The following is a 21100-nucleotide window of genomic DNA, read 5'->3' as shown; positions in this document are numbered from 1 at the left end:
GCCGGAGAGCGTCACGATCATGGCCGTTGGGACGGCCCGCGGAGCCGAACTGGCCGACTGGCCGTGGTCAGTCGGCCACCACGTGCGCGCGGAACGCCCACGCGACGATCTCGACGCGGTTGCGCGCCCCGACTTTCGCCTGCACCGACGCCAGGTAGGCCTTGACCGACGACACCGAGACCTTCAGCGAAGCCGCGATCTCGTTGTTGCTCAGGCCTTTCGCCACGTGCCGCACGACGTCCAGCTCGCGCTCGCTGAGCACCTGGGCGTCGGCGTTCGCGGCCGGCGGCACCGACCGGCGCAGCACCCGCAGCACCACCTGCGGTGACACCAGGACGTCACCCCTCGCCGCCGATCTGACGGCCTCGGCCAGCAGCCCGGGACTCGCGTCCTTCGTGAGGAACCCGCACGCGCCGAGGTCCAGCGCCTTGTTCAGCACCTCGTCGCTGTCGAACGTCGTGACCACCACGACGCGGGTGTGCGGCGCGAGCTGCCGCGTGACCTCCAGCCCGTCGAGCCCCGGCATCCGCACGTCCACCAGGCACACCTGGGGTTCCAGTTCACGAGCGCGCCGGACCGCGTCGATCCCGTCCGCCACGTCCGCGACCACGCTGATGTCGGGCTGCGCCTCCAGGATCAGCCGGAACCCGGCCCGCACCATGTCCTGGTCCTCGGCGATGAGCACGGAGATCACGCGCGCACCTCCAGCGGCAGCTCGGCGGTGACGAGCCAGCCCTCCCCCGTCGCACCCGCGAAGAACCGCCCGCCCAGCTCGTGCACCCGTTCCCGCATGCCGACCAGCCCGAAGCCTCCGGAGTGCGGCGGCCCCGCCCTGCCGTTGTCCACAACGGACAGCAGCACCAAGTCCGAAGTCAGCCGCACGTCCACTTCCACCCTCGTCGCGCCGAGGGCGTGCTTGCGGGCGTTGGTCAGCGCTTCCTGGACGATGCGCAGCACCGACCGCCCCAGCTCCGGCCGCACGTCCGCAGTCAGCTCGACGTTCGTCCGCACCGGCAGTCCCGACCGCTCGGCGAGCCGGTGCAGGTCCGCCGCGAGGTCGGTGGTCGCGGCCGCGGCCCCGTTGTCCCGCAACGTCCTGACCATCGCGCTCATCGCCCCCAGCGCGTCCGTGCCGCCCTCGACTATGCCCGGCAGCATCTCGCACGCCCTGTCCTTGTCCTGCGCCGCCACCACGAGCGCCGCCTGCGCCTGCACCAGCATGCCCGTGACGTGGTGCGCCACCACGTCGTGCAGCTCCCGGGCCATGTCGAGGCGTTCGTCGCGCCGCGCCCGCTCCTCCGCGGCCGCCGCCAGCGCCTCCCTCGACCGTTCCCGCATCCGCAGCAGCAGCCCGCCGGCGACCATGATGATGCTCAGGATCAGCATCAGCTGGACGGCGTCCGCGCGGGACAGCGATATGTGCGGGCGGTAGAACGCGGCGTGCTCGGCGACGGCCACGAGCACCAGGATCGACGGCACGGCCACGAGCACCGGTGTGCGCCACGCGTGGGTGAACACGAGAACCAGCACGACCGCCGACTCGGCGATCGTGTACACCGGGTGGTCGAACACCGACTCGCCCACGCCGGGACCGCTGATCAGGTGCAGCGCCCGCTCGAAGCCGATGATCCGGCCGGTGACCGCGAAGACGGCGGCGACCACGACGGCGGTGGCGATGATGAGCGGTCGGCCGCGTAGTTCCCCCACGCGACCGATCGTAGGAGCAGGGCGGGCCACCCGGCCTCGACCGTCCAGCCGAGGCGGGTGGCCAAGTGGTCAGGCCGCGCCGATCGCCTCGTCCAGGATGCCGATCCCCAACGCCAGCTCGTCCTCCGACGCCGTCAGCGGCGGCGCGATCCGGAACACCCCGCCCATCCCCGGCATCTGCACGATGTTCATGTGCAACCCCAGGTCCAGGCACTTCTGCGTGATCGGCGCGCTCAGCGACTCGTCCGCGATCTCCAGCCCCACCAGCAGCCCGCGCCCGCGGACGTCCGTCACCAGGTCGTGCTTCGCGGCGATGTCCTCCAGCCCGTTGCGCAGGAGCGCCCCGAGCTTCGCCGCCCGTTCGTCCAGCCGCTCCTCGGCCAGCACGTCCAGCACGGTGTTGCCGACCGCGGCCACCAGCGGGTCCGACACGTGCGTGGTGAAGAACAGGTAGCCGCGGGCGTGCGCCTCCTCCTCGATCTCGGCGGACGTGATCACGGCGGCCAGCGGCAGCCCGGCGCCCAGCGTCTTGGACAGCGTCAGGATGTCCGGTACCACGCCGTCGCGCTCGAACGCGTACCAGTTGCCCGTGCGGCACAGCCCGGTCTGGGCCTCGTCCATGATCAGCAGCATCCCGCGCTCACGGCACTTGGCCGACAGCGCGGCGAAGTAGCCGGGCGGCGGTTCGAGGATGCCGCCCGACGAGAGGATCGGCTCGACGATGCAGGCCGCCAGCGAGCCGACCGACTGCGCGTCGATCAGGTCGAACGCCAGGTCGAGCTGGGCCTGCCAGTCGCCGGACGGCGCCGGGATCGCGTAGTTGCCGGGGGTCGCGGGACCGTAGCCCTTGCGGCCCGCGCTGTAGGTGGCGGCGGCCGCGGCGGCGGTCATGCCGTGCCAGGAGCGGGCGAACGCCACCACCTCGTGCTTGCCGGTGACGAGCTTCGCCATGCGCAGCGCGGCCTCGTTCGACTCGGCGCCGGTGGTGAGCAGCTGCACCTTCGACAGCGACGGCGGCAGCGTCCCGGCCAGCCGCCGGGCCAGGTCCACGACCGGGCGGCTGAGCATGCCGCTGAACAGGTGGTCGAGGTTCGCGATCTGGCGCTGCACCGTCTCGACGATGCGCGGGTGGGAGTGGCCGAGGATCGCGCTCATCTGCCCGGACGTGAAGTCCAGGACGCGCCGGCCGTCCTCGGTGAACAGGAAGCTTCCCGACGCGCTGTCGATGATCTCGCGCGTGAACGTGCCGCCGTAGCGGACGAGGTGGCGGTCGACGTCGTCCCAGAAGGTGTCCATGGGAAGAAAGCTACGAGCGGGTGAGCATCAGGTCCATCTCACAGTTCCACGCTCGCTGTTCGGAAATACTGCACAGCATGACGCTCAACCCGTGGCGCCTGCGCCTGCTCAGCCAGCTCGACGCGCTGGGCACCGTGCGGGCCGTGGCGCAGGCCGCGAACCTGAGTGCTTCGAGCGTGTCCCAGCAGCTCGCGGTGCTCGAGAGCGAGACGCGCACGCAGCTGATCGAACGGACCGGGCGGCGCGTGCGGCTCACGTCGGCCGGGCTCATCCTGGCGAGCAGGGCCCGGTCGATCCTCGACCAGATGGACGCCGTCGAGGCCGAGCTGAGAGGCCTGAACGACGAACCGTCGGGCCTCATCCGGCTCGGCGCGTTCCAGAGCTCGATCCACACGCTCGCCGTGCCCGCGATCCAGGCCCTCCGGCACCCGCACCTCGACGTCGAGATCGTGGAACTGGAACCGCACGCCAGCATGCCCGCGCTGCTCGCGGGCGAGGTCGACGTGATCATCACGACCACCGACTTCGTGGAGCTGCCGGTACCGGGCGACATCGACGTGGTGCCGCTCGGCCAGGACCCGATCGTGCTGGTCACACCGCCGAACCACCCCGCGGCGGACGTCGCCGCGTGCAAGGACGAGCCCTGGGCGTTCGACATCCCCGGCTCGTACATGGCCAAGCTCGCGACGCGGCTGTGCCGGCAGTCGGGGTTCGAGCCGCGGGTGGTCGGCCGGTTCAGCAACTACATGCTCACGCTCAAGCACGTCGAGGCCGGTCTGGCGGTCGCGGTGCTGCCCGCGCTGGCCGTCGACCGCAGGTTCGACGTGGTCACGAGGGAGCTGCCGGTGACGAGGAGGATCACCGCGGCGGTGCGCCGCGACTCCCGCGCGGCGATCACCGTCGTGCTCGACGCCCTGCACACCCGCTCGCAGTCGGACGAGCGGTGAGGCCGGCCTCCCCGTCCGGCGTTGTTCCAGCATCTGGACGTAGTTGAGACGTCACCTAAACTCGTGAGGAGACACGAGGAGGAACGGTGCCGCGGAAGTCAGAGCCGTTGCGAAAGCTGGGTTTTCTCACCATCGGACTGTTCGACGAGCACGATCCGGGCGCGGGTCACCGGTCCACGCTCGACGTCATCGTGCTGGGCGAGGAGCTCGGGTTCGACAGCGCGTGGGTGCGGCACCGGCACCTGCAGTTCGGCATCTCGTCGCCGGTCGCCCTCCTGGCCGCCGCGACCCAGCGGACCAGCCGGATCCAGCTCGGCACCGCGGTCATCCCGCTGGGCTGGGAGAACCCGCTGCGGCTCGCCGAGGACCTGGCCACGGTCGACGTGCTGTCCGGCGGCCGGCTCAACCCCGGTGTGAGCGTCGGGCCGCCGATGCACTGGGACGACGTCAAGCACGCGCTCTACCCGGAGACCGCGGACGTCGAGAACTTCAGCTACGACCGGGTGCAACGGCTGCTGGACTTCGTGGGCGGCGAGAAGGTCACCTCGTTCAGCGGAGTCGAGGGCATCGAGGTGTGGTCGGACCGCGTGCAGCCGCACTCGGCCGGGCTGCGCGACCGGATCTGGTACGGCGGCGGCAGCCTGCGGTCGGCGCGGTGGGCCGGCGAGCACGGCCTGAACCTGCTGGCCAGCAACGTCGTCCAGGCCGAGGAGTCCGAGGACTTCGCCGAGATCCAGCGCTCGCACATCCGGACGTTCCGCGAGCACGGCGGCGGCCGCGTCTCCCAGGGCCTCGTCGTGATCCCGACCGACTCGGCCACACCCGATCAGCGCGCCAAGTACGAGGCCTACGTCGAGGGACGCAGCGCGCGGATCGGCACGCCGTTCGGGCCGCGCAGGTTCATGTTCGAGCGCGACCTGATCGGCACGTCCGCGCAGATCGCCGAGCAGCTGTACGAGCACCTCGCCTTCCAGGAGGTCGACGAGGTGGCGTTCGCGCTGCCGTTCAGCTTCGCCCACGAGGACTACGTGCAGATCCTCACCGACATCGCCACGAAGCTCGGCCCGGAACTGGGCTGGTCACCCGTCTAGCATCCACCAGGTGTCCATGCGGGGCACCGACCTCGTGTCGCCCTGTTCCACGCGATCGGCGTGGAACAGGAACCCTGCGATGCCCGCCGCCCCCTGCATCCAGCCGATCCCGGGCGGCAGCAGCGGTTCGTCGTTGCGATGCTCGGTGAACCGCCAGCACACGCCGGATCCGTCCGGGACCGCCCGGTCCACCACGTCGTCGGCGAGGCGGAACGCGAAGTCCGTGTGCTGTCCCGAGTCGAGCAGCACGTCACCCACACCCGCCGTGCCGCAGCACCGGCCGTCGTTGTCCCAGAAGCCCGGGTACTTCCGCTCCGGCAGGCCGGAGACGCGAATGCTGTGCAGACAACGGCGATGCCAATCCGTCACGTCCACGCCCGCCACCTCGGCGATGCCCGCGTGCCGCAACGCGGGCCACAGCAACGAGGTTCCGGTCGGGCCGTGGCACCAGCCGTAGCTGAACGGATCCTGGTCCTCGAGACCGGGGACGCGGCGCCGCACCCGGAACCCTCCGTCGCCGGTGTCCGCCAGCGCCACGAGGTGCTCGGCCCCCTCGGCGGCGGCCTCCACGAGGTCGGGCCGCCCGAACTCGGCACCGGCCACCGCGAACGCCGCCGCGACACCCGCGACCCCGTGCGAGAAGTTGGGGCTGTGCCAGTCGTTCGTCGTGAAGCGCTCCGGCACCCACCGCCAGTTGGCGCCGGCCTCGGCCTGCTCCCGTTCGGCCAGCAGGACCTCGGCCGCCGTCCGGGCCAGCTCGTCGGCGCCCTCGACGCCATGGCGGCGGGCCCACACCGCGCCCAGCAGCACGCCCGCCGTGCCCACGGCGAGGTCGTGCACACGGGCGCCCGGCAAATACCTCGGCGGTTCCAGGAAGCCCTGCGGCCATCCGTCCGGAGTGGACAGTTCGAGCAACCGCGTCACCGCGGCCCCGGCTCCGGCAGCGCCCAGTGCCGTCAGCACGCTGATCGCGCTGACCAGCCCGTTGAAGAACGTGGCGTCGGTCGTCACTCCGATGCGGGCCCGCACCCTTGCCGCGACGGCGTCCGCCAGCTCCTGCTCGCGAGCCGTCCACTCCCGGCTCAGGCGGATCTCCGCGAGCACGTGCGCCAGCCCGCCGACACCCGCGTACATCCCCTCCCGGTAGGGCACGTCCAGTTCGCCGCCGGGAAACTCCGGGATCCACACGCCGCTGTCGTCGTGGCGCACCTGGTCCAGCACCCACCGCCAAGCGTCCTCGGCGGTCCCCCGGTACGTCCCCATGCGCCGATCATTACATTGGCGGAGGTGACTGTGCAGCGAACGCTCGCGGCCGCCGGGCTCACGGACGCGAAGACGACACCGTTGGGCGGCGGCACCTACAACTCGGTGTTCCGGGTGTCCGCGCTCGAGGGCGAGTTCGTGCTGAAAGTAGCCCCCGGCGACCAGCCAGGACTGACCTACGAGCGGCACCTCATGCGGACCGAGGCGCTGTTCTGCAGGTTGGCCGCCGCGGTCGCGCCGGTGCCGGAGGTCGTGTACGCGGACGACACCGCGCTCCTGGCCACCTGCCTGCCGGGCCGCCCCGTCTTCGGGCGGTCCGATGTCGACCGTCCGAGGCTCCGCCGGGAGCTGGGGCAGGTCGTGAGGGCGCTGCACGAGGTGACCGGTCCCGGTTTCGGCTATCCGCAGCTCGGCCTGCACGGCACGTGGACCGAGGCGTTCTTCGCGATGTTCGACGCCGTGCGGGCCGACGCCGAACGCTACGGCGTGCGGCTCCCCACGACCGATCTGCACCGCCACACCAAGGCCTTCGACGAGGTGGGGCGCCCGGCACTGGTCCACTTCGACCTGTGGGACGGCAACGTCCTCGCCGACACCGGGCTCACCGGACTGGTCGACGGTGAGCGGGCATTCTGGGGCGATCCGGTCGCGGAGTTCGTGTCGCTCGCGCTGTTCGGGTCGATCGAGGACGACGCCGAGTTCCTCGCGGGCCACGGCTTCGAGTTCACCGACTCGGCGCGCGTCCGGCTGGCCGCCTACCAGGCCTACCTGTACTCGATCATGCTCACCGAACGGGTGCCGCGCGGCGGCACCGACCAGGCGATCGAGCGCGTGATCATGGACGCACTGACCCGCGCACTGGGCGTTCTGGCCTGATCGCGCCGGGTGATCTGGGAAGCTGGAACCGTGCGCGTGGCATTGCTGGGCCCGACGACCGTCGAGACCGAGGACGGCACACCGGTCGACATCGGTGGTGCCCGCGTCCGCATGCTCGTCGCACGCCTCGCCCTCGACCCCGGCCGGCCGGTGCCGACGACGACGCTGATCGACGACCTGTGGGGCGAGCAGCCGCCGGCCGACGCCGTGAACGCGCTGCAGTCGCTCGTGTCGAGGCTGCGCAAGGTCTGCCCGGTCGCGCTGGAGCCGGGCGGGTACCGGCTGGGCGTGGCGACCGAGGACGTCGACGTCTTCCGGTTCGAACGGCTCCGCGCCGACGGCCGGCTGGACGAGGCGCTCGCGCTGTGGCGTGGTGACGCGCTGGCCGACGTGCGGGAGGCGCCGTTCGCCGCGCCGACGGCCGCGCGGCTCGACGAGGCACGCCTGTCCGCGCAGGAGGACCGCGGCGAGCTCGACGTCGCCGCGCTGACCGCGCTGCACGAGAAGCACCCGCTGCGGGAACGCCTGGCCGGGCTGCTGATGCGGGCGTTGTGCGCGCAGGGCAGGCAGTCCGACGCGCTGCGCGTCTACGCCGAGGTCCGCGGCAGGCTCGCCGACGAACTGGGAGTGGATCCCTCGCAGGAGCTGCAGGAGGTCCACCTCGCGGCGTTGCGCGGCGAGCTCGGGCCGCGGGCGGTGGCCGACCGGTTGCCGGTGCGGCTCACCAGCTTCGTCGGCCGGGACGACGAACTCGCGGAGATCTCGGGACTGCTCGGCGGGGCCCGCCTCGTGACGCTGGTCGGCCCCGGCGGCGCGGGCAAGACGCGGCTCGCCACCGAGGTCGCGGCACGGCATCCGCTGCACGGCAAGGGCCGGGTGTGGTTCGCGGCGCTGGCCGGCGTCCGGGCGGCGGAGGACCTCGCCGGTGCGGTGCTCAGCGCGTTCGAGGTGACGTTCGCCGGGGATCCGCGGCGGCCGGCCAGCGAGGGCATGAACCGGATCGCCGAGGTGCTCGGCGCCGGGGAGTCGTTGCTGGTGCTGGACAACTGCGAGCACCTGATCGCGGCGGCCGCCGAGTTCACCACCGAGCTGTTGCGCCGGGTTCCGAACCTCCGCGTGCTCGCGACCAGCAGGGAACCGCTCGCGATCGACGGCGAGTCGCTGTGCCCGATCGGACCGCTCGCCGTGCCCGACGGCCAGGCGGACGTGTCCGCGTTCGGCGCGGTGCGGCTGTTCCTCGACAGGGCGAGCGCGGTGAAGCCGGGGTTCCACCTCGACGAGTCCACTGCGGACGACGTGAAGCTCATCTGCCGCAGGCTCGACGGCATGCCGCTCGCGCTGGAGCTGGCGGCGGCGCGGCTGCGGTCGATGACGGTCCGGCAGATCACCCAGCGCCTGGACGACCGGTTCCGGCTGCTCACCTCGGGCAGCCGCACCGCGCTGCCGCGCCAGCGCACGTTGCGCGCGGTCGTCGAGTGGAGCTGGGACCTGCTGACCGAGGAGGAGCTGCTGCTGGCCCGGCGGTTCGCGGTGTTCCCCGCGGGTGCCGACCTCGCCGCCATCGAGGCCGTCTGCCTGCCGGACCCGTTCTACGTGCTCACGTCGCTGGTCGAGAAGTCCATCGTGGACGTCATCGAGATCGGGGGCGAGCCGCGGTACCGGATGCTGGAGACGATCCGTGTCTACGCGGACGAACAGCTCGACGCCTCCGGTGAGAAGGGGGAGGTCGTCGGCCGGTTCCGGCACTACTACCGGGAACTGACCGCGCGCTGGGAGCCGCTCACCCGCACCGCGCGGCAGCTCGAGGCGATCGACGTCTACGAGGCGGAGCAGGACAACGTCGTGGCGGCGTTGCGCGGGGCGATCGACGACCACGAGGTCGAGCTGGCGGCGGACCTGCTCGGCGGCACGTTCTGGTACTGGCTCGTCAAGGGCGACAACGAGCGCGCGCAGATGTCAGTGCGCGACGTGCTCGCGCTCGGCGACCTGCTGCCGGCCGACCGCTTCGCGACGTTCCGGGCGATGCAGCTCATCATGGCCGCCGTACCGGGGGTGACGGACGCGGCGGAGGCCGCGGAGGTCATCGAGAGCTGCGTGAACTCCGGCGCCGTGCAGAAGTACCCGTCGCTCGCGATCGCGCTGCCCATGCTCGCGTTCCTCAGCCAGAACACCGAACTGGCACGGCGCGAGGTGAAGCGGGCGGCGGAGAGCGAGGACCCGTGGTCGCGGGCGGGCGCGGAGTGGGCGCACAGCTTCATGCTGGTCGACGACGGGGACCTGGAAGGCGCGGAACAGGCCCGCGACCGCGCGTACGACCAGTTCACGGCCATCGGCGACCGGTGGGGTTCGGCGATGACGCTCGGCATGAAGGCCGCGTTCGTCTCGCACACCGGGGACAACCAGGCGGCGATCGACCTGTACCAGCGCGGGCTGGAGGCGGCGACGGAGCTGCGCTCGCAGGACGACGCCGTGCAGCAGCGGTGGCGGCTCGCGGTGGAGTACGCGCGCATGGGTGATCACGCCGCGGCCGCCCGCGAGGTGGCCGCGGCGGAGCAGTTCGTCGGTGACGTCGGCAACGACCAGCTGTCCGCGATGCTCGACTACGCGAAGGCGGAGGTGATGCTGCGCGCGGGCAGGGTCGACGAGGCACGCGCGCTGAGCGACTCGTTCAAGCAGCGCACCACCACGCCGTCCGTGCTCGGGACGTTCGTCGCGGAGTGGATCGCGATGCTCGACGCGCGCATCGCGATCGCCGACGGCAGGTTCGACGACGCCGAGGCGTCCGCCGGGGTGGCGGTCGAGACGACGTCGGCACGCGGAGACATGCCGGATCTCTCGACGGTGGCGGAACTCCTGGCCCAGGTGCGGCACCGGCAGGGCCGCGACGACGCCGCGCGGCGGTTGATGGCGCTCGCCCAGCTCATCCGCGGGCGGCTCGACATGGGGGATCCGGACGTGCGGCACCTCGTCGCCGAACTGGGTGAGCCCGCACCGCTGACGATCACCAAGGCCGAGGCGCTGCGGCGGGTGCGCGAAGAGGCGGGCCTCAGCACCGGCTGAGACCCGCCTCCCGGTCGGTCAGACGCGCTTGCGGTAGGCCCACATCGCCAGCGGGAAGAACACCGCGACCGCGCCGGCCATCCAGATCAGCGATCCGGTGAGCGGCCCGGCGATCGCACCGCCGTTGAGCAGCCCGCGCAGCGCGTCCGAGAGCAGGCTCACCGGGCTGATGTCCGCCCACGCCTTGAGCCAGCCCGGCATCGTCGAGGTGCCGACGAACACGTTGCTGCCGAACGTCAGCGGCATGATCAGCACGATCATGATGCCCTGCACGGCCTGCGGGGTCTTGAGCAGCATGCCCACGAACACCGACGCCCAGCAGAAGCACAGTCCGAACGCGATCGCGAGCCCCGCCGCGATCAGCAGCTCCGCGGGACCCGTCTGCACCCGGTAGCCCATGACCGTGGCGATGATCATCAGCACCACGACGCACACCACGTACCGCACGACGTCCGCCAGCACAGCACCCACCAGGGGCGCCGACCTCGCGATCGGCATCGCGCGGAACCTGTCGAAGACACCCTTGGAGACGTCCGTGTTCAGCTGCACCCCGGCGGTCATGCTCGCCTGCAGGATGTTCATCACCAGGATGCCCGGCACCAGCATCTGCAGGTACGCGTCGGTGTTCCCGGCGAGAGCACCACCGAAGAGGTAGGTGAACATCACCAGCAGGATGATGGGCGCGATCGTCACGTCCGCCAGCTGCTCGGGGTTCTTGCGGATCTTGAGGATTCCCCGCCAGGCCAGCGCGAAGCCGTGGCGCACTCCCCTGTCCAACGCGATTGTGCTCATACCAGGCTCCCCTCGTTCCGCTTTCCGGTGAGCGACAGGAAGACCTCGTCGAGCGAGGGCAGCCGCAGTGCCAGTTCATCGGCGGTGATACCGGCCTCGTCGAGCTTGCGGACCAGGGTGGACAGCAGCACCGGGTCGCTCACCGGCGCCGTCAGCAGTCCGGTGTCGTCGTCCCTCGTCGGCCGGACCCCGGTCAGGTCGCCGAGAATCCGGTGCACCACGTCGAGATCGCTCAACGACGTCGGCCGCACCTGCAGCGTCTGCCCGCCCACGCGCCGCTTCAGCTCGTCCGGCCTGCCCTCGGCCACGACGCAGCCGTGGTCGAACACCGTGATCGAGTCCGCGAGCTGGTCGGCCTCCTCCAGGTACTGCGTGGTGAGCAGGACCGTCACGCCCTCCGCGACGAGCTTGCGCACCACCGCCCACACCTCGTTGCGGGCGTGCGGGTCCAGCCCGGTGGTCGGCTCGTCCAGGTACAGCACGGACGGGTTGCCGACCAGGCTGGCCGCGAGGTCGAGCCGCCGGCGCATCCCTCCCGAGTACGTCTTGGCCGCCCGCCCCGCGGCGTCGGTGAGCTCGAACTGCTCCAGCAGCTCGGCCGCCCTCGCCCGCGCCCCCGCACGGGAGAAGTCGAGCAGGCGGGCCAGCAGCACGAGGTTCTCCGTGCCGGACAGGTCCTCGTCCACCGACGCGTACTGGCCGGTCAGCCCGATCAGCGACCGGACGGCCCTCGGGTCCTTCAGCACGTCGTGGCCGTGGACCGTGGCGTGCCCCGCGTCCGGGCGCAGCAACGTGGCCAGCACCCGCACCGCCGTGGTCTTGCCCGCGCCGTTCGGCCCGAGCACCCCCACGACCTTCCCCTCCGGCACCTCCAGGTCGACGCCGTCGAGCGCCTTGGTCTCCCCGTAGTGTTTGACCAGGCCTTCTGCCCTGATCGCGAGTGCCATCGTTCCTCCCTCGTGTTCAGGAGGAACTGTGCGCCGCGCCGCTGGCAGACCGCGCACAGCGCACTGTCAGCGGCTGGCAGCCATCCGGCGCACGGCCTCGGTGATGATCTCGGGCGAGGTGCCGATGTTGAACCGGACGTGGCCCGCTCCGCCGCTGCCGAACTCGGCGCCCGACATCAGGGCGACCCTGCCCCGCTCGACGAAGAACGCGGCCGGGTCGTCGCTGACGGCCCGGCAGTCGAGCCAGGCCAGGAACGTCGCCTCGGAGGGTTCGTAGCCGATCTCGGGCAGGTGCTCGGAGAGCAGGTTCTTCAGGAGCTTCCGGTTGTCGTCGAGACCGGCAAGCAGGGCGTCGAGCCACTCGCCGCCCTCGCGCAGCGCGGCCGTGTGCGCGATCGTGCCGAAGTGGCTCGGCCCGTGGCTGACCTCCTCGGGCAGCCTCGCGAGTTCGTCGGTGTTGGAGATCGCGACCGCCGCCCGCATGGCCGCCAGGTTCCAGCCCTTCGACGCGGACATGAGCGACATCCCGTTCTCGTCGACGCTCAGGTAAGGCACGAACTTCGTGCTCCTGGAGACGAGCGGTGCGTGGATCTCGTCGGCGATCACGCGGACGCCGTACGTCCCGGCCAGCCGTGAGAGGGCCGTCAGCTCCTCGGCGGTGTGGACGGTGCCGGTCGGGTTCTGCGGGTTGCACAGCAGGTACACCGGACGGTCGGCCTTGACGTGCCGGAACGTCCGTTCCAGCAGCTCGAGGTCGAGGCGGCCGTGCTGGAGCGGTGCCTCGACGACCGCGCGGCCCGTGCTCCTGACGAACAGGTAGAACGGCGGGTACACGGGCGGGCTGACGATCACGGGGGCGGCGGGCCCGGAGACCAGTTTGATCAGCTCGACGATGCCGAGCATCACGTCGGACACGAGCGCCGTGCGGTCCACCGGGAGGTTCCAGCCCCAGCGTTCTCGTGCGAACGCCGCGAGCGCCTCCTGGTAGTGGGTGCCCGCCGGGTAGCCGGTGTCGCCGAGGTCCAGCGCCTCCACGACCGCCTGTTTGACGGGCTCGGCCACGTCGACGTCCATCTCGGCCACCCACAACGGCAGCACGTCGTCCGGGAACTGCCGCCACTTCACGCTCGTGCGCTGCCGCAACCGTTCCAACGGCACCTGGGTCAGCGGGTTCAGCATGAACCCCAACGTAGGTCACCGGGGACGAGCCGTCACGTCGTGCGGTGATCTGCTTCGGCAGAGCGGCGGGGGCCCCGCGGGCGAGGCCCCCGCCGAAACCGAGCTCAGGCGAACGGCGACTTGTCGATGCCGCAGGTCTTCTGAGCGGGCAGCACACCGGTGAAGAGGTACTCCCGCTTCACCTTCTCCGCGCACGCGCTGCGCACGTACATGGAGGTGTGCCCGTACCCCTCGACGGTCAGGAATCCCGTGCGGGCCATCTCCGCGGCACCGTCGCGCGCACCGTGCAACGGCGTCGAGGGGTCGAACCTGCTGTTGACGAACAGGATCGGCGCCGACGTCCAGCGGTTCCACGGCCCGGTGTAGCGGTCGTCGTCACGGCCCTGCCAGAACGCGCAGGCCATCATGTCGAACACCACCGCACGGCCCCAGTACGGCACGCGCTGGTCCTCGGTCCTGCCGTACGCCGAGTACACGGCCGGGTCGCGCGGGAAGTCGCTGTCCGAGCACTGCACGGCGTTGAAGCCCTCGAACCGGTTCGTGACGTAGTCGGCCGACGCCTTCAGCGAAGCCGGCGCCTCCCAGACGCCCTGGAGCACGCGAGCGGTGTCCTGCCATGTGTCCGGCTGCGCCAGCGCGTCCCACACGAGGCTGATCAGCGCAACGCGGTCGAACCGCCCGTCCGGCGTGGTGACCGGGGACGCCGTCACCCGGGCGACCAGATCAGCCCACTTCTGCTTCAGGTCGCCGCCCGCGAACGCGCAGTTCGCGCCCGGTGCCGCACAGAGCTTGAGGAACTGGTCGAACGTCTCGGCGACACCGCGCGGCACGTCCTGGCGGGTGTCCAGCGGCACGGTCGTGCCCTGGTCGCCGTGCCCGGTGGCGTTGCCGGCGAAGTCGAGCGCGCCGTCGAACGCGAGCGCGCGAACCTTGTCCGGGAACAAGTTCGCGTAGATCGCGCCGAGGTGCGTGCCGTACGAGATGCCGTGGTAAGTCAGCTTCTTGTCGCCCACGGCCTTGCGCAGCAGGTCGAGATCGCGGGCCGTGTTGGCCGACGAGACGTGGTCGAGCAGGTCGCCGGACTTCTCCTCGCAGCGCCGGACGAACTCGCGGTAGCCGTCGTAGAACGCCGGTTCCTCCGCCGCGGTGTCCGGGTAGACCGGGATGGAGTTGAGGAACCGCTGCTGTTCCTCGACGCTGTCGAAGCAGCGCACGGTCGCCGAACGGCCGATGCCGCGCGGATCCCACGACACCACGTCGAACCGCGACCGCAGTTCGGACGAGAACAGCCACTCCCACTTGCCACACGCCCGCAGTCTGTCCACACCGGACGCTCCGGGCCCGCCGAAGTTCACGAACAACGAGCCGATCCGCTTCGCCGGGTCGGTCGCGGGCAACCTGATCAGCGCCAGGTCGATCTTCGACCCGAACGGCCGGTCGTGGTCCAGCGGGACCTTCGCGGTCGAGCACTGGAACCCGTCCTGGCAGTCCTGCCACGACAGCACCGGCGTCTGCGCCTCTTCCGAGGCCGGCGCGGCGGGCGCCAGCCCGATCAAGAGCGCGGCCGTCAACAACAGTGATTTCACATCGAGCTCCCCGGGTATGACCTCTCGATCATGGATACGCCGGAGAGGTCCACCCGGTTGCACCGGGACGGAAGAGGGGGTTCCCAGGACGAGCCCGGGAACCCCGCGCCTGCTCAGTCGATCGGGACGCAGGGCACGCCGCGCTGGCTGTACCCACCCGTGGCGAGCCTTTCCCAGAGCACGGCGCACAGGTCGTGGGCGGTCGACGCGAACCACTCGACGTTGATCGTTCGCGTGACGCCGGCCCCCAGCCACGCGTCGCCCGACGTGGGCTCCGCCCGCACCTTGCTGCCGTTGACCACGATGTCCCAGTGGCCGGTGAATCCGATGGTGTGGATGTTGGTCAGCTTGACGGTGCCGATGTAGCTCCCGCAGCTGTCCCGCTGCACCTTCGCCCAGACGTGCGAGTCCCAGTTCCCGTTGCACGCGGGGCTGACGTCCGCCGAGGCCGTTCCCGGCCCTGCCAGGGCCAGGAAGAACGCCACGATCGCCGCTGCTTTGCGCATGAGCTGCACTCCTCCCCAAGTCGACGACCGCCGTACCCCCAATGCACGGCGGTGGTCGATGGAGACGCTAGCCAGGCCCCGTTGATGACGATCGGGGATCCGCGGCTAATCAACAACGCTGACCAATGCGGTCTCTCAGCTCAACGCGTGGGTCGCCGTGGCCCCTCCGTCGACCACGAACTCACTGCCGGTGCAGTACGCGCTCTCGTCGCTGGCCAGGAACAGCACGACGTTCGCCACGTCCTCCGGCTGCCCGATCCGGCGCAGCGCCAGCTTCTTGCCGATCGGTGACACGTCGATCGGCCGCCCGAGGGCCTCGCTGACCATCGGGGTGTCGATGGCGCCGGGGTGCACGGAGTTCACCCGGATCCCGTGCTGCCCCAGTTCCATCGCGGCGACCTTGGTCATGCCGCGGATGGCGAACTTCGACGCCGTGTACGCCACGAGGTACGGCATGCCGCCCAGGCCCTCGACCGACGACACGTTCACGATCGACCCGCCGCCGGCCCGCTTCATCGACGGCACGACCGACCTCATGCCGAGGAACGTGCCGACCTGGTTGATGCCGATCACCCGCTGGTAGTCGGCGAGCGTCGTGTCTGCCAGGGCGGAGAAGTGCAGGATGCCGGCGTTGTTCACGAGGACCGTGATGTCGCCGAACGCCGAAACGGTGAACGAGACGGCCTCGGCCCACTCGTCCTCCGACGACACGTCGAGGTGGCAGTACTCGGCACCGAGCTCGGCCGCGAGCTCCTTGCCCTGGTCGTCGAGGACGTCGGTGATCATCACCCGCGCGCCCTCGGCCGCGAACCGGCGTGCCGCCGCCGCGCCCTGACCGCGGGCGGCGCCGGTGATCAGGGCGATCTTCCCGTCGAGCCGCATCTACATCATCTCGTCGGTCAGCGGCATCATCACGGTCTTGAGCTCGGTGTAGGCCTCGTAGGCGCTCTGCCCGCCCTCGCGGCCGAGCCCCGACTGCTTGTAGCCGCCGAACGGGATGTGCGGTTCGAGCTGGAAGCCGTTGACGCCGACCATGCCCACCCGCAGGGCCTTCGAGACGCGGAACGCGCGGCGGACGTCGTTGGTGTAGACGCCGGCGCCCAGGCCGTACTCGGTGTCGTTCGCGATGCGGACCGCTTCTTCCTCGTCGTCGAACGGCACGATCGTCAGCACCGGCCCGAAGATCTCGTCACGGGCGATGGCCATGTCGTTGCTGGCGTCCGCGAAGATCGTCGGCGCGACGAAGTTGCCGGACGCGTAGTCGCCCTCGAGCCGGGTGCCGCCGGTCACCAGGCGGGCTCCCTCCTCCTGGCCGCGTTCGATGTAGCCGAGCACGCGTTCGAGCTGCTTGCCGTTGATCAGCGGGCTGGCCAGCACCGCGGGGTCGAACGGGTCGCCGAACGTCACCGCGGTCGCGAGCATCTGCGCCATCGAGATGAACTCGTCCTGCGCGTCCCGCTGCACCAACGCCCGCGTGTGCGCCACGCACGCCTGGCCGGACAGGCCCATGGTGACCATGCCCATGCAGGTCATCGCGGCGAGGCCGACGTTCGGCGCGTCCGAGAACACGATCGCCGGCGACTTCCCGCCCAGTTCCAGGGACACGCGCTTCATCGTCCCGGCGGAGGCCTCGACGATCCGGCGGCCGACGGTGCGGCTGCCGGTGAAGCTGATCTTGTCGACGCCGGGGTGGGTGATCAGCGCTTCGCCGGTCGGGTTCCCGGGGCCGGTGACGAGGTTGACGACGCCCTCCGGCAGCCCGGCCTCGATCAGCAGCTCGACCATGCGGATCACGCAGAACGACGCGTACTCCGACGGTTTGACCACGACCGTGCAGCCGGCCGCCAGCGCGGGCGCGAGCTTCTGGGCGAACAGCACGAACGGCGCGTTCCACGGCAGGATCGCCGCGACGACGCCAACCGGTTCGCGGAACGTCATCGCGAGGTGGTCGCCACCCTGGTACGGCGGCAGCGTCTGGCCGCCGACCTTGTCGATCCAGCCGGCGTGGTGGTCGAAGATGTCCGCCGCGATGCCGACCGACGTGGCGTAGATCTGGCCGAACGACAGCGGCACGCCGTTGTCCAGCGCCTGCAGTCCGCGCAGCTCGTCCGAGTGTTCCCGCAGCAGGTCTCCGTACCTGCGCAGGACCTTGATGCGCTCACCCGCGCGGCTGCGCGGCCACGTGCCCTCGTCGAACGCCTTGCGCGCCGCACGCACCGCCGCGTCCACGTCCTGCACCGAGGCGACGGCGAAGCTGCCGATCTCCTCGCCGGTCGCGGGGTGGTGGTGGGTCCAGGTCTCGTCCGCCTCGCGGAACTCGCCTCCGATGAGGAGCCGGCCGTCCTTGAGGCCCAGCGTCTCGCGGTGCGGTTGGACGGTGAGCGTCACAGCTCCTCCTAGAGTCGCCAAAAATCAGATGCGCAGTGTTTCCGTGCAGGCGAAAGACCTCTGTGGATCGCGATCGGCGAAGTAGCCGTCGAGATCGGTGAACTCGCCGAACTTCTGCTCGACGGTCGGTGGTGCCATCAGCGCGACCATGCCGCCGTGCACGACGAAGACCTGTCCGTTGATCCTGTCGCCGGACGGTCCGGCCAGGTGCGCCACGAACTTCGCGACGTGCTCGGGCGCGAGCGAGTCGTCGCCTTCCGGCGCGTCGCCGAACACGTGCGCGGTCATCCGGGTGCGGGCCCGCGGGCAGATCGCGTTGGCGCGCACGCCGTAACGGCTCGTGCCGCGGGCGGTGGCGACGGTCAGCGCCGCGATCCCCGCCTTGGCCGCCGCGTAGTTGGCCTGCCCCTCGGAGCCGAGCAGGAACGCCTCCGAGGACGTGTTCACGATCCGCGCGTAGACCGGCTCACCGGCCGCCTTCGACTGCTGCTTCCACAGCGCGACGGCGTTGCGCGACAAAAGGAAGTGGCCGCGCAGGTGCACGCGCACGACCAGGTCCCACTCCTCGTCGGTCATGTTGAACAACATCCGGTCGCGCAGCACTCCGGCGTTGTTCACGACGACGTGCAGCCCGCCGAACTGCTCCATCGCGGCGGTGACGAGGGCGTCGGCGGTGCTCCGCTCGCCCACGTCACCCTCGACCACGACGCACTTCGCGCCCAGTTCCCCGATCTCGGCCGCGGCGGCCTCGGCCGAGCCCGGCAGGTCGTTGAGCACGATCGACGCACCGGCCCTGGCGAGCTCCAGCGCCTCCGCGCGGCCGAGCCCGGCACCCGCGCCGGTGACCACGGCGACCTTCCCCGCAAGGTCCACAAGAGACTCCCAGAAGAGATGTGTGTCAGTCGAAGAGGATCACCTGGCGGATCAGCGACCCGCCGCCACGCAGGGCCTGCAGGCCCTCGTTCACGTCCTCGAGCCTGATCCGCCTGCTGATCATGCCTTCGAGGTCCAGCCGGCCCTGCCGCCACAGCGCGATCATGCGAGGGATGTCCCGGCGGAAGTTCGCGGTCCCGTAGAACGACCCGTGCAGCGTCTTGTCGTGCAGGAAGAGCTCCTGAGCGCTGAACGACACCATCGCGTCCGCCCGGCCCGCCCCGACGACGACCGTGTGGCCGCCCCGGCGCGTCAGGTCCCACGCCTGGCGGATCGTCGCGGGCAGGCCGACCACGTCGAATACGTAGTCGAAGCCCATGCCGGAGTTCAGCTGGTTGTTCAGGTCCGCGACACCGTCGGGCGTCGTCGCGTGCGTCGCGCCGAACTTCTGCGCCACCTCATGCTTCTCGAGCACCGGGTCGACCGCGACGATCCGTGCGGCGGCGGCGAGCCGGGCACCCTGGATCACCGCGACACCGACACCACCGCAGCCGATGACGGCGACGCTGGAGCCCGGTTCGACCTTCGCGGTGTTGAGCACGGCTCCGACACCGGTCAGGATGCCGCACGACAGCAGCGCGGCGATCTCCCACGGCACGTCGTCGTCGACCTTCACCGCGGCGTCAGCGGGCACGACCATCTCCTCGGCGAACGCGCCGAGCCCCGCGTACCCGAAGGCCGGGTTGCCCCCGACGACGAACCTCGGTGACGTGAACGCCGAGATGGTGTGCACGAGGCACAGATGGGACTGGCCCGTCACGCACTGCGCGCACTTCCCGCACGGCGGCACGAACGTGATCGCCACGTGGTCGCCGACCGCGAGCGACGTCACGGCGCTCCCGATCTCGACGATCTCCCCGGCGCCCTCGTGACCGACCACGCCGGGCGTCAGGGCCGGCAGCGTTCCGTCCATTGCGGACAGGTCGCTGTGGCACACCCCGCACGCCTTGATCCGGATGCGGATCTCCTGCGGCCCGACCGGGGCCGTGGTCACGTCGTCCCGGAGCTCGAGCTTGTCGTCGCCTACCTGGTTGAGCACGGCAGCCTTCACCGGTATCACTCCTCGCTGAGCTCACGGCCTGGTGCCGTCGAACACTAGAATCTGTTCTTGTTCATGACAAGGCCCATCAGCGTGAGAGGCGCAGTGCGCCTTTGGGGCACGACACGACGGCGCGCTCGGCCGGCTCCTCCTCCGACGGGGCCAGCTCACCGTCCCGGATCTGCAGAACCTCGTCGTCGTCAAGGTCAAACACCTCAGGCAGGATTGACATGCACTCCCCGTGCGCCTCGCACAGCGAAGGGTCGACGCCGACCTTCATCGCGGCCTCCTGACATCAAGTAGAACTTGTTCTAGAGTAGCGGTCATGCGCATCGGTTTCACGCCCGAACAGGAGCAGTTGCGCCAGGAGTTGCGGGCGTACTTCGCCGCGCTCATGACGCCCGAACGCAGGGCCGCGCTCGCCGGCGGTGGCGACTACGGCGACGCCGCGGTCTACAAGGACACCGTCCGCCAGATGGGGCTGGACGGCTGGCTCACCATCGGCTGGCCGGAGGAGTACGGCGGCCGCGCCCGCCCGATGATCGAGCAGCTGATCTTCCTGGACGAGGCGTCCGCGGCCGGTGCGCCGGTGCCGTTCCTGACGCTGAACTCCATCGGCCCGACGATCATGTCCCTGGGCACACCCGAGCAGAAGGCGTTCTACCTGCCGAAGATCGCGTCCGGGGAGCTGCACTTCGCCATCGGCTACTCCGAACCGGAGGCGGGCACCGACCTCGCGGGCCTGCGCACGCGCGCGGTCCGCGACGGTGACGAGTACGTGGTCAACGGCCAGAAGATGTGGACCAGCCTCATCCAGTACGCCGACTACGTCTGGCTCGCCTGCCGCACCGACCCGGAGTCGCAGCGGCACAGGGGGTTGAGCGTCATCATGGTGCCGACCACCGCCCCCGGCTTCTCCTGGACGCCCGTGCCGACCATGTCCGGGCCCACGACCAGCGCCACCTTCTACGACAGCGTCCGGGTGCCCGCGGCGAACCTCGTCGGCGAGGAGCACAAGGGCTGGAAGCTCATCACCAACCAGCTCAACCACGAACGCGTCGCCCTCTGCTCGGCCGCTCCGCTGCAGACCGCGCTGCGCGAAGTTCGTCAATGGGCGGACGAAACCGGTGCCGCGAAACAGGAATGGGTGCGCCTGCACCTCGCCCGCGTGCACGCCAAGACCGAGTTCCTCAAGCTCGTCAACTGGCGGATCGCTTCCGGTTCCGACGAGGCCCCGTCACCGGCGGAGGCCTCCGCCACCAAGGTGTTCGGCACCGAGTTCGCGACCGAGGGATACCGCCTGCTGATGGAGGTGCTGGGCGCCAACGGGATCGTGCGCACGGGCTCCGCGGGAGCGCTGCTGCACGGGCGCGTCGAACGCATGCACCGGTCGTCGCTGATCCTCACGTTCGGCGGCGGCACCAACGAGATCCAGCGGGACATCATCGCGCGGGCGGGCCTCGGGCTGCCCGCTGTGCCTCGGTAAGGAG

19 protein-coding genes are annotated in these 21100 nt (G+C 70.7%); 5 read left to right on the top strand and 14 right to left on the bottom strand.

All coding sequences use genetic code 11. From position 1 onward, the window contains the following. Positions 1-67: 67 nt before the first annotated feature. The 3 genes from ORI60_RS12200 to ORI60_RS12190 form a co-directional block, all read right to left on the bottom strand. Entirely contained in the window at positions 68-694 is a 627-nt protein-coding gene (locus tag ORI60_RS12200) for a response regulator (RefSeq protein ID WP_266037221.1), read from the bottom strand. Further along, positions 691-1707 (bottom strand): sensor histidine kinase, encoded by a 1017-nt coding sequence (locus tag ORI60_RS12195; RefSeq protein ID WP_266037219.1) that lies wholly within the window; start codon positions 1705-1707, stop codon positions 691-693. The genes ORI60_RS12200 and ORI60_RS12195 overlap by 4 nt, the downstream gene beginning before the upstream one ends. Positions 1708-1776: 69 nt before the next feature. Beyond that, positions 1777-3003 (bottom strand): aspartate aminotransferase family protein, encoded by a 1227-nt coding sequence (locus ORI60_RS12190; RefSeq protein WP_266037218.1) that lies wholly within the window; start codon positions 3001-3003, stop codon positions 1777-1779. A gap of 77 nt (positions 3004-3080) precedes the next feature. Between ORI60_RS12190 and ORI60_RS12185 the strand changes: the two genes are divergently transcribed. Continuing rightward, a complete protein-coding gene (locus tag ORI60_RS12185) occupies positions 3081-3950 on the top strand; it encodes a LysR substrate-binding domain-containing protein (RefSeq protein WP_266037216.1) in 870 nt (289 codons plus the stop codon). Positions 3951-4036: 86 nt separating this feature from the next. Further along, on the top strand, positions 4037-5041 hold the full coding sequence (locus ORI60_RS12180) for an LLM class flavin-dependent oxidoreductase (protein WP_266037214.1): 1005 nt from the start codon (positions 4037-4039) through the stop codon (positions 5039-5041). Here the strand turns inward: ORI60_RS12180 and ORI60_RS12175 are convergent. Then, positions 5030-6304, bottom strand: a complete 1275-nt coding sequence (locus tag ORI60_RS12175) for a lanthionine synthetase LanC family protein (protein WP_266037212.1) — start codon at positions 6302-6304, stop codon at positions 5030-5032. The genes ORI60_RS12180 and ORI60_RS12175 overlap by 12 nt on opposite strands. 24 nt (positions 6305-6328) lie before the next feature. Between ORI60_RS12175 and ORI60_RS12170 the strand changes: the two genes are divergently transcribed. After that, on the top strand, positions 6329-7180 hold the full coding sequence (locus ORI60_RS12170) for an aminoglycoside phosphotransferase family protein (RefSeq protein ID WP_266037211.1): 852 nt from the start codon (positions 6329-6331) through the stop codon (positions 7178-7180). Between the two features lie 30 nt (positions 7181-7210). Then, a complete protein-coding gene (locus ORI60_RS12165) occupies positions 7211-10240 on the top strand; it encodes a BTAD domain-containing putative transcriptional regulator (protein ID WP_266037210.1) in 3030 nt (1009 codons plus the stop codon). Positions 10241-10258: 18 nt separating this feature from the next. Here ORI60_RS12165 and ORI60_RS12160 read toward each other — a convergent pair whose 3' ends face one another. From ORI60_RS12160 to ORI60_RS12115, 10 genes are all read right to left on the bottom strand, one after another. Then, on the bottom strand, positions 10259-11032 hold the full coding sequence (locus tag ORI60_RS12160) for an ABC transporter permease (protein ID WP_266037209.1): 774 nt from the start codon (positions 11030-11032) through the stop codon (positions 10259-10261). Continuing rightward, entirely contained in the window at positions 11029-11979 is a 951-nt protein-coding gene (locus ORI60_RS12155; protein WP_266037207.1) for an ATP-binding cassette domain-containing protein, read from the bottom strand. The genes ORI60_RS12160 and ORI60_RS12155 overlap by 4 nt, the downstream gene beginning before the upstream one ends. A 66-nt stretch (positions 11980-12045) precedes the next feature. Further along, on the bottom strand, positions 12046-13158 hold the full coding sequence (locus tag ORI60_RS12150) for a MalY/PatB family protein (RefSeq protein WP_266037205.1): 1113 nt from the start codon (positions 13156-13158) through the stop codon (positions 12046-12048). A 104-nt stretch (positions 13159-13262) separates the two neighbouring features. Continuing rightward, a complete protein-coding gene (locus ORI60_RS12145) occupies positions 13263-14744 on the bottom strand; it encodes an alpha/beta hydrolase (protein ID WP_266037203.1) in 1482 nt (493 codons plus the stop codon). Positions 14745-14857: 113 nt separating this feature from the next. Then, positions 14858-15250 (bottom strand): hypothetical protein, encoded by a 393-nt coding sequence (locus ORI60_RS12140; protein ID WP_266037201.1) that lies wholly within the window; start codon positions 15248-15250, stop codon positions 14858-14860. Positions 15251-15385: 135 nt separating this feature from the next. Then, positions 15386-16132 carry a glucose 1-dehydrogenase gene (locus ORI60_RS12135; protein WP_266037200.1) on the bottom strand — a complete coding sequence of 249 codons (747 nt, stop codon included), beginning with the start codon at positions 16130-16132 and terminating at the stop codon, positions 15386-15388. Beyond that, positions 16133-17638 (bottom strand): aldehyde dehydrogenase family protein, encoded by a 1506-nt coding sequence (locus tag ORI60_RS12130; protein ID WP_266037199.1) that lies wholly within the window; start codon positions 17636-17638, stop codon positions 16133-16135. A 24-nt stretch (positions 17639-17662) separates the two neighbouring features. Continuing rightward, positions 17663-18511 carry an SDR family NAD(P)-dependent oxidoreductase gene (locus tag ORI60_RS12125; RefSeq protein ID WP_266037198.1) on the bottom strand — a complete coding sequence of 283 codons (849 nt, stop codon included), beginning with the start codon at positions 18509-18511 and terminating at the stop codon, positions 17663-17665. A gap of 25 nt (positions 18512-18536) precedes the next feature. Next, a complete protein-coding gene (locus ORI60_RS12120; RefSeq protein WP_266037197.1) occupies positions 18537-19622 on the bottom strand; it encodes a Zn-dependent alcohol dehydrogenase in 1086 nt (361 codons plus the stop codon). Positions 19623-19698: 76 nt separating this feature from the next. Further along, on the bottom strand, positions 19699-19890 hold the full coding sequence (locus ORI60_RS12115) for a ferredoxin (protein ID WP_266037196.1): 192 nt from the start codon (positions 19888-19890) through the stop codon (positions 19699-19701). A gap of 45 nt (positions 19891-19935) precedes the next feature. Here ORI60_RS12115 and ORI60_RS12110 point away from each other — a divergent pair, with 45 nt between their 5' ends. Next, positions 19936-21096, top strand: coding sequence for an acyl-CoA dehydrogenase family protein (locus ORI60_RS12110; protein ID WP_266037195.1), 1161 nt, complete (start codon positions 19936-19938; stop codon positions 21094-21096). Positions 21097-21100: the final 4 nt, after the last annotated feature.

It is taken from the genome of Lentzea sp. NEAU-D7 (assembly GCF_026242055.1).
Lineage (GTDB): Bacteria > Actinomycetota > Actinomycetes > Mycobacteriales > Pseudonocardiaceae > Lentzea.
Note: the sequence above shows the minus strand (reverse complement) of the source record. Positions and strands in the feature narration are given on the sequence as shown.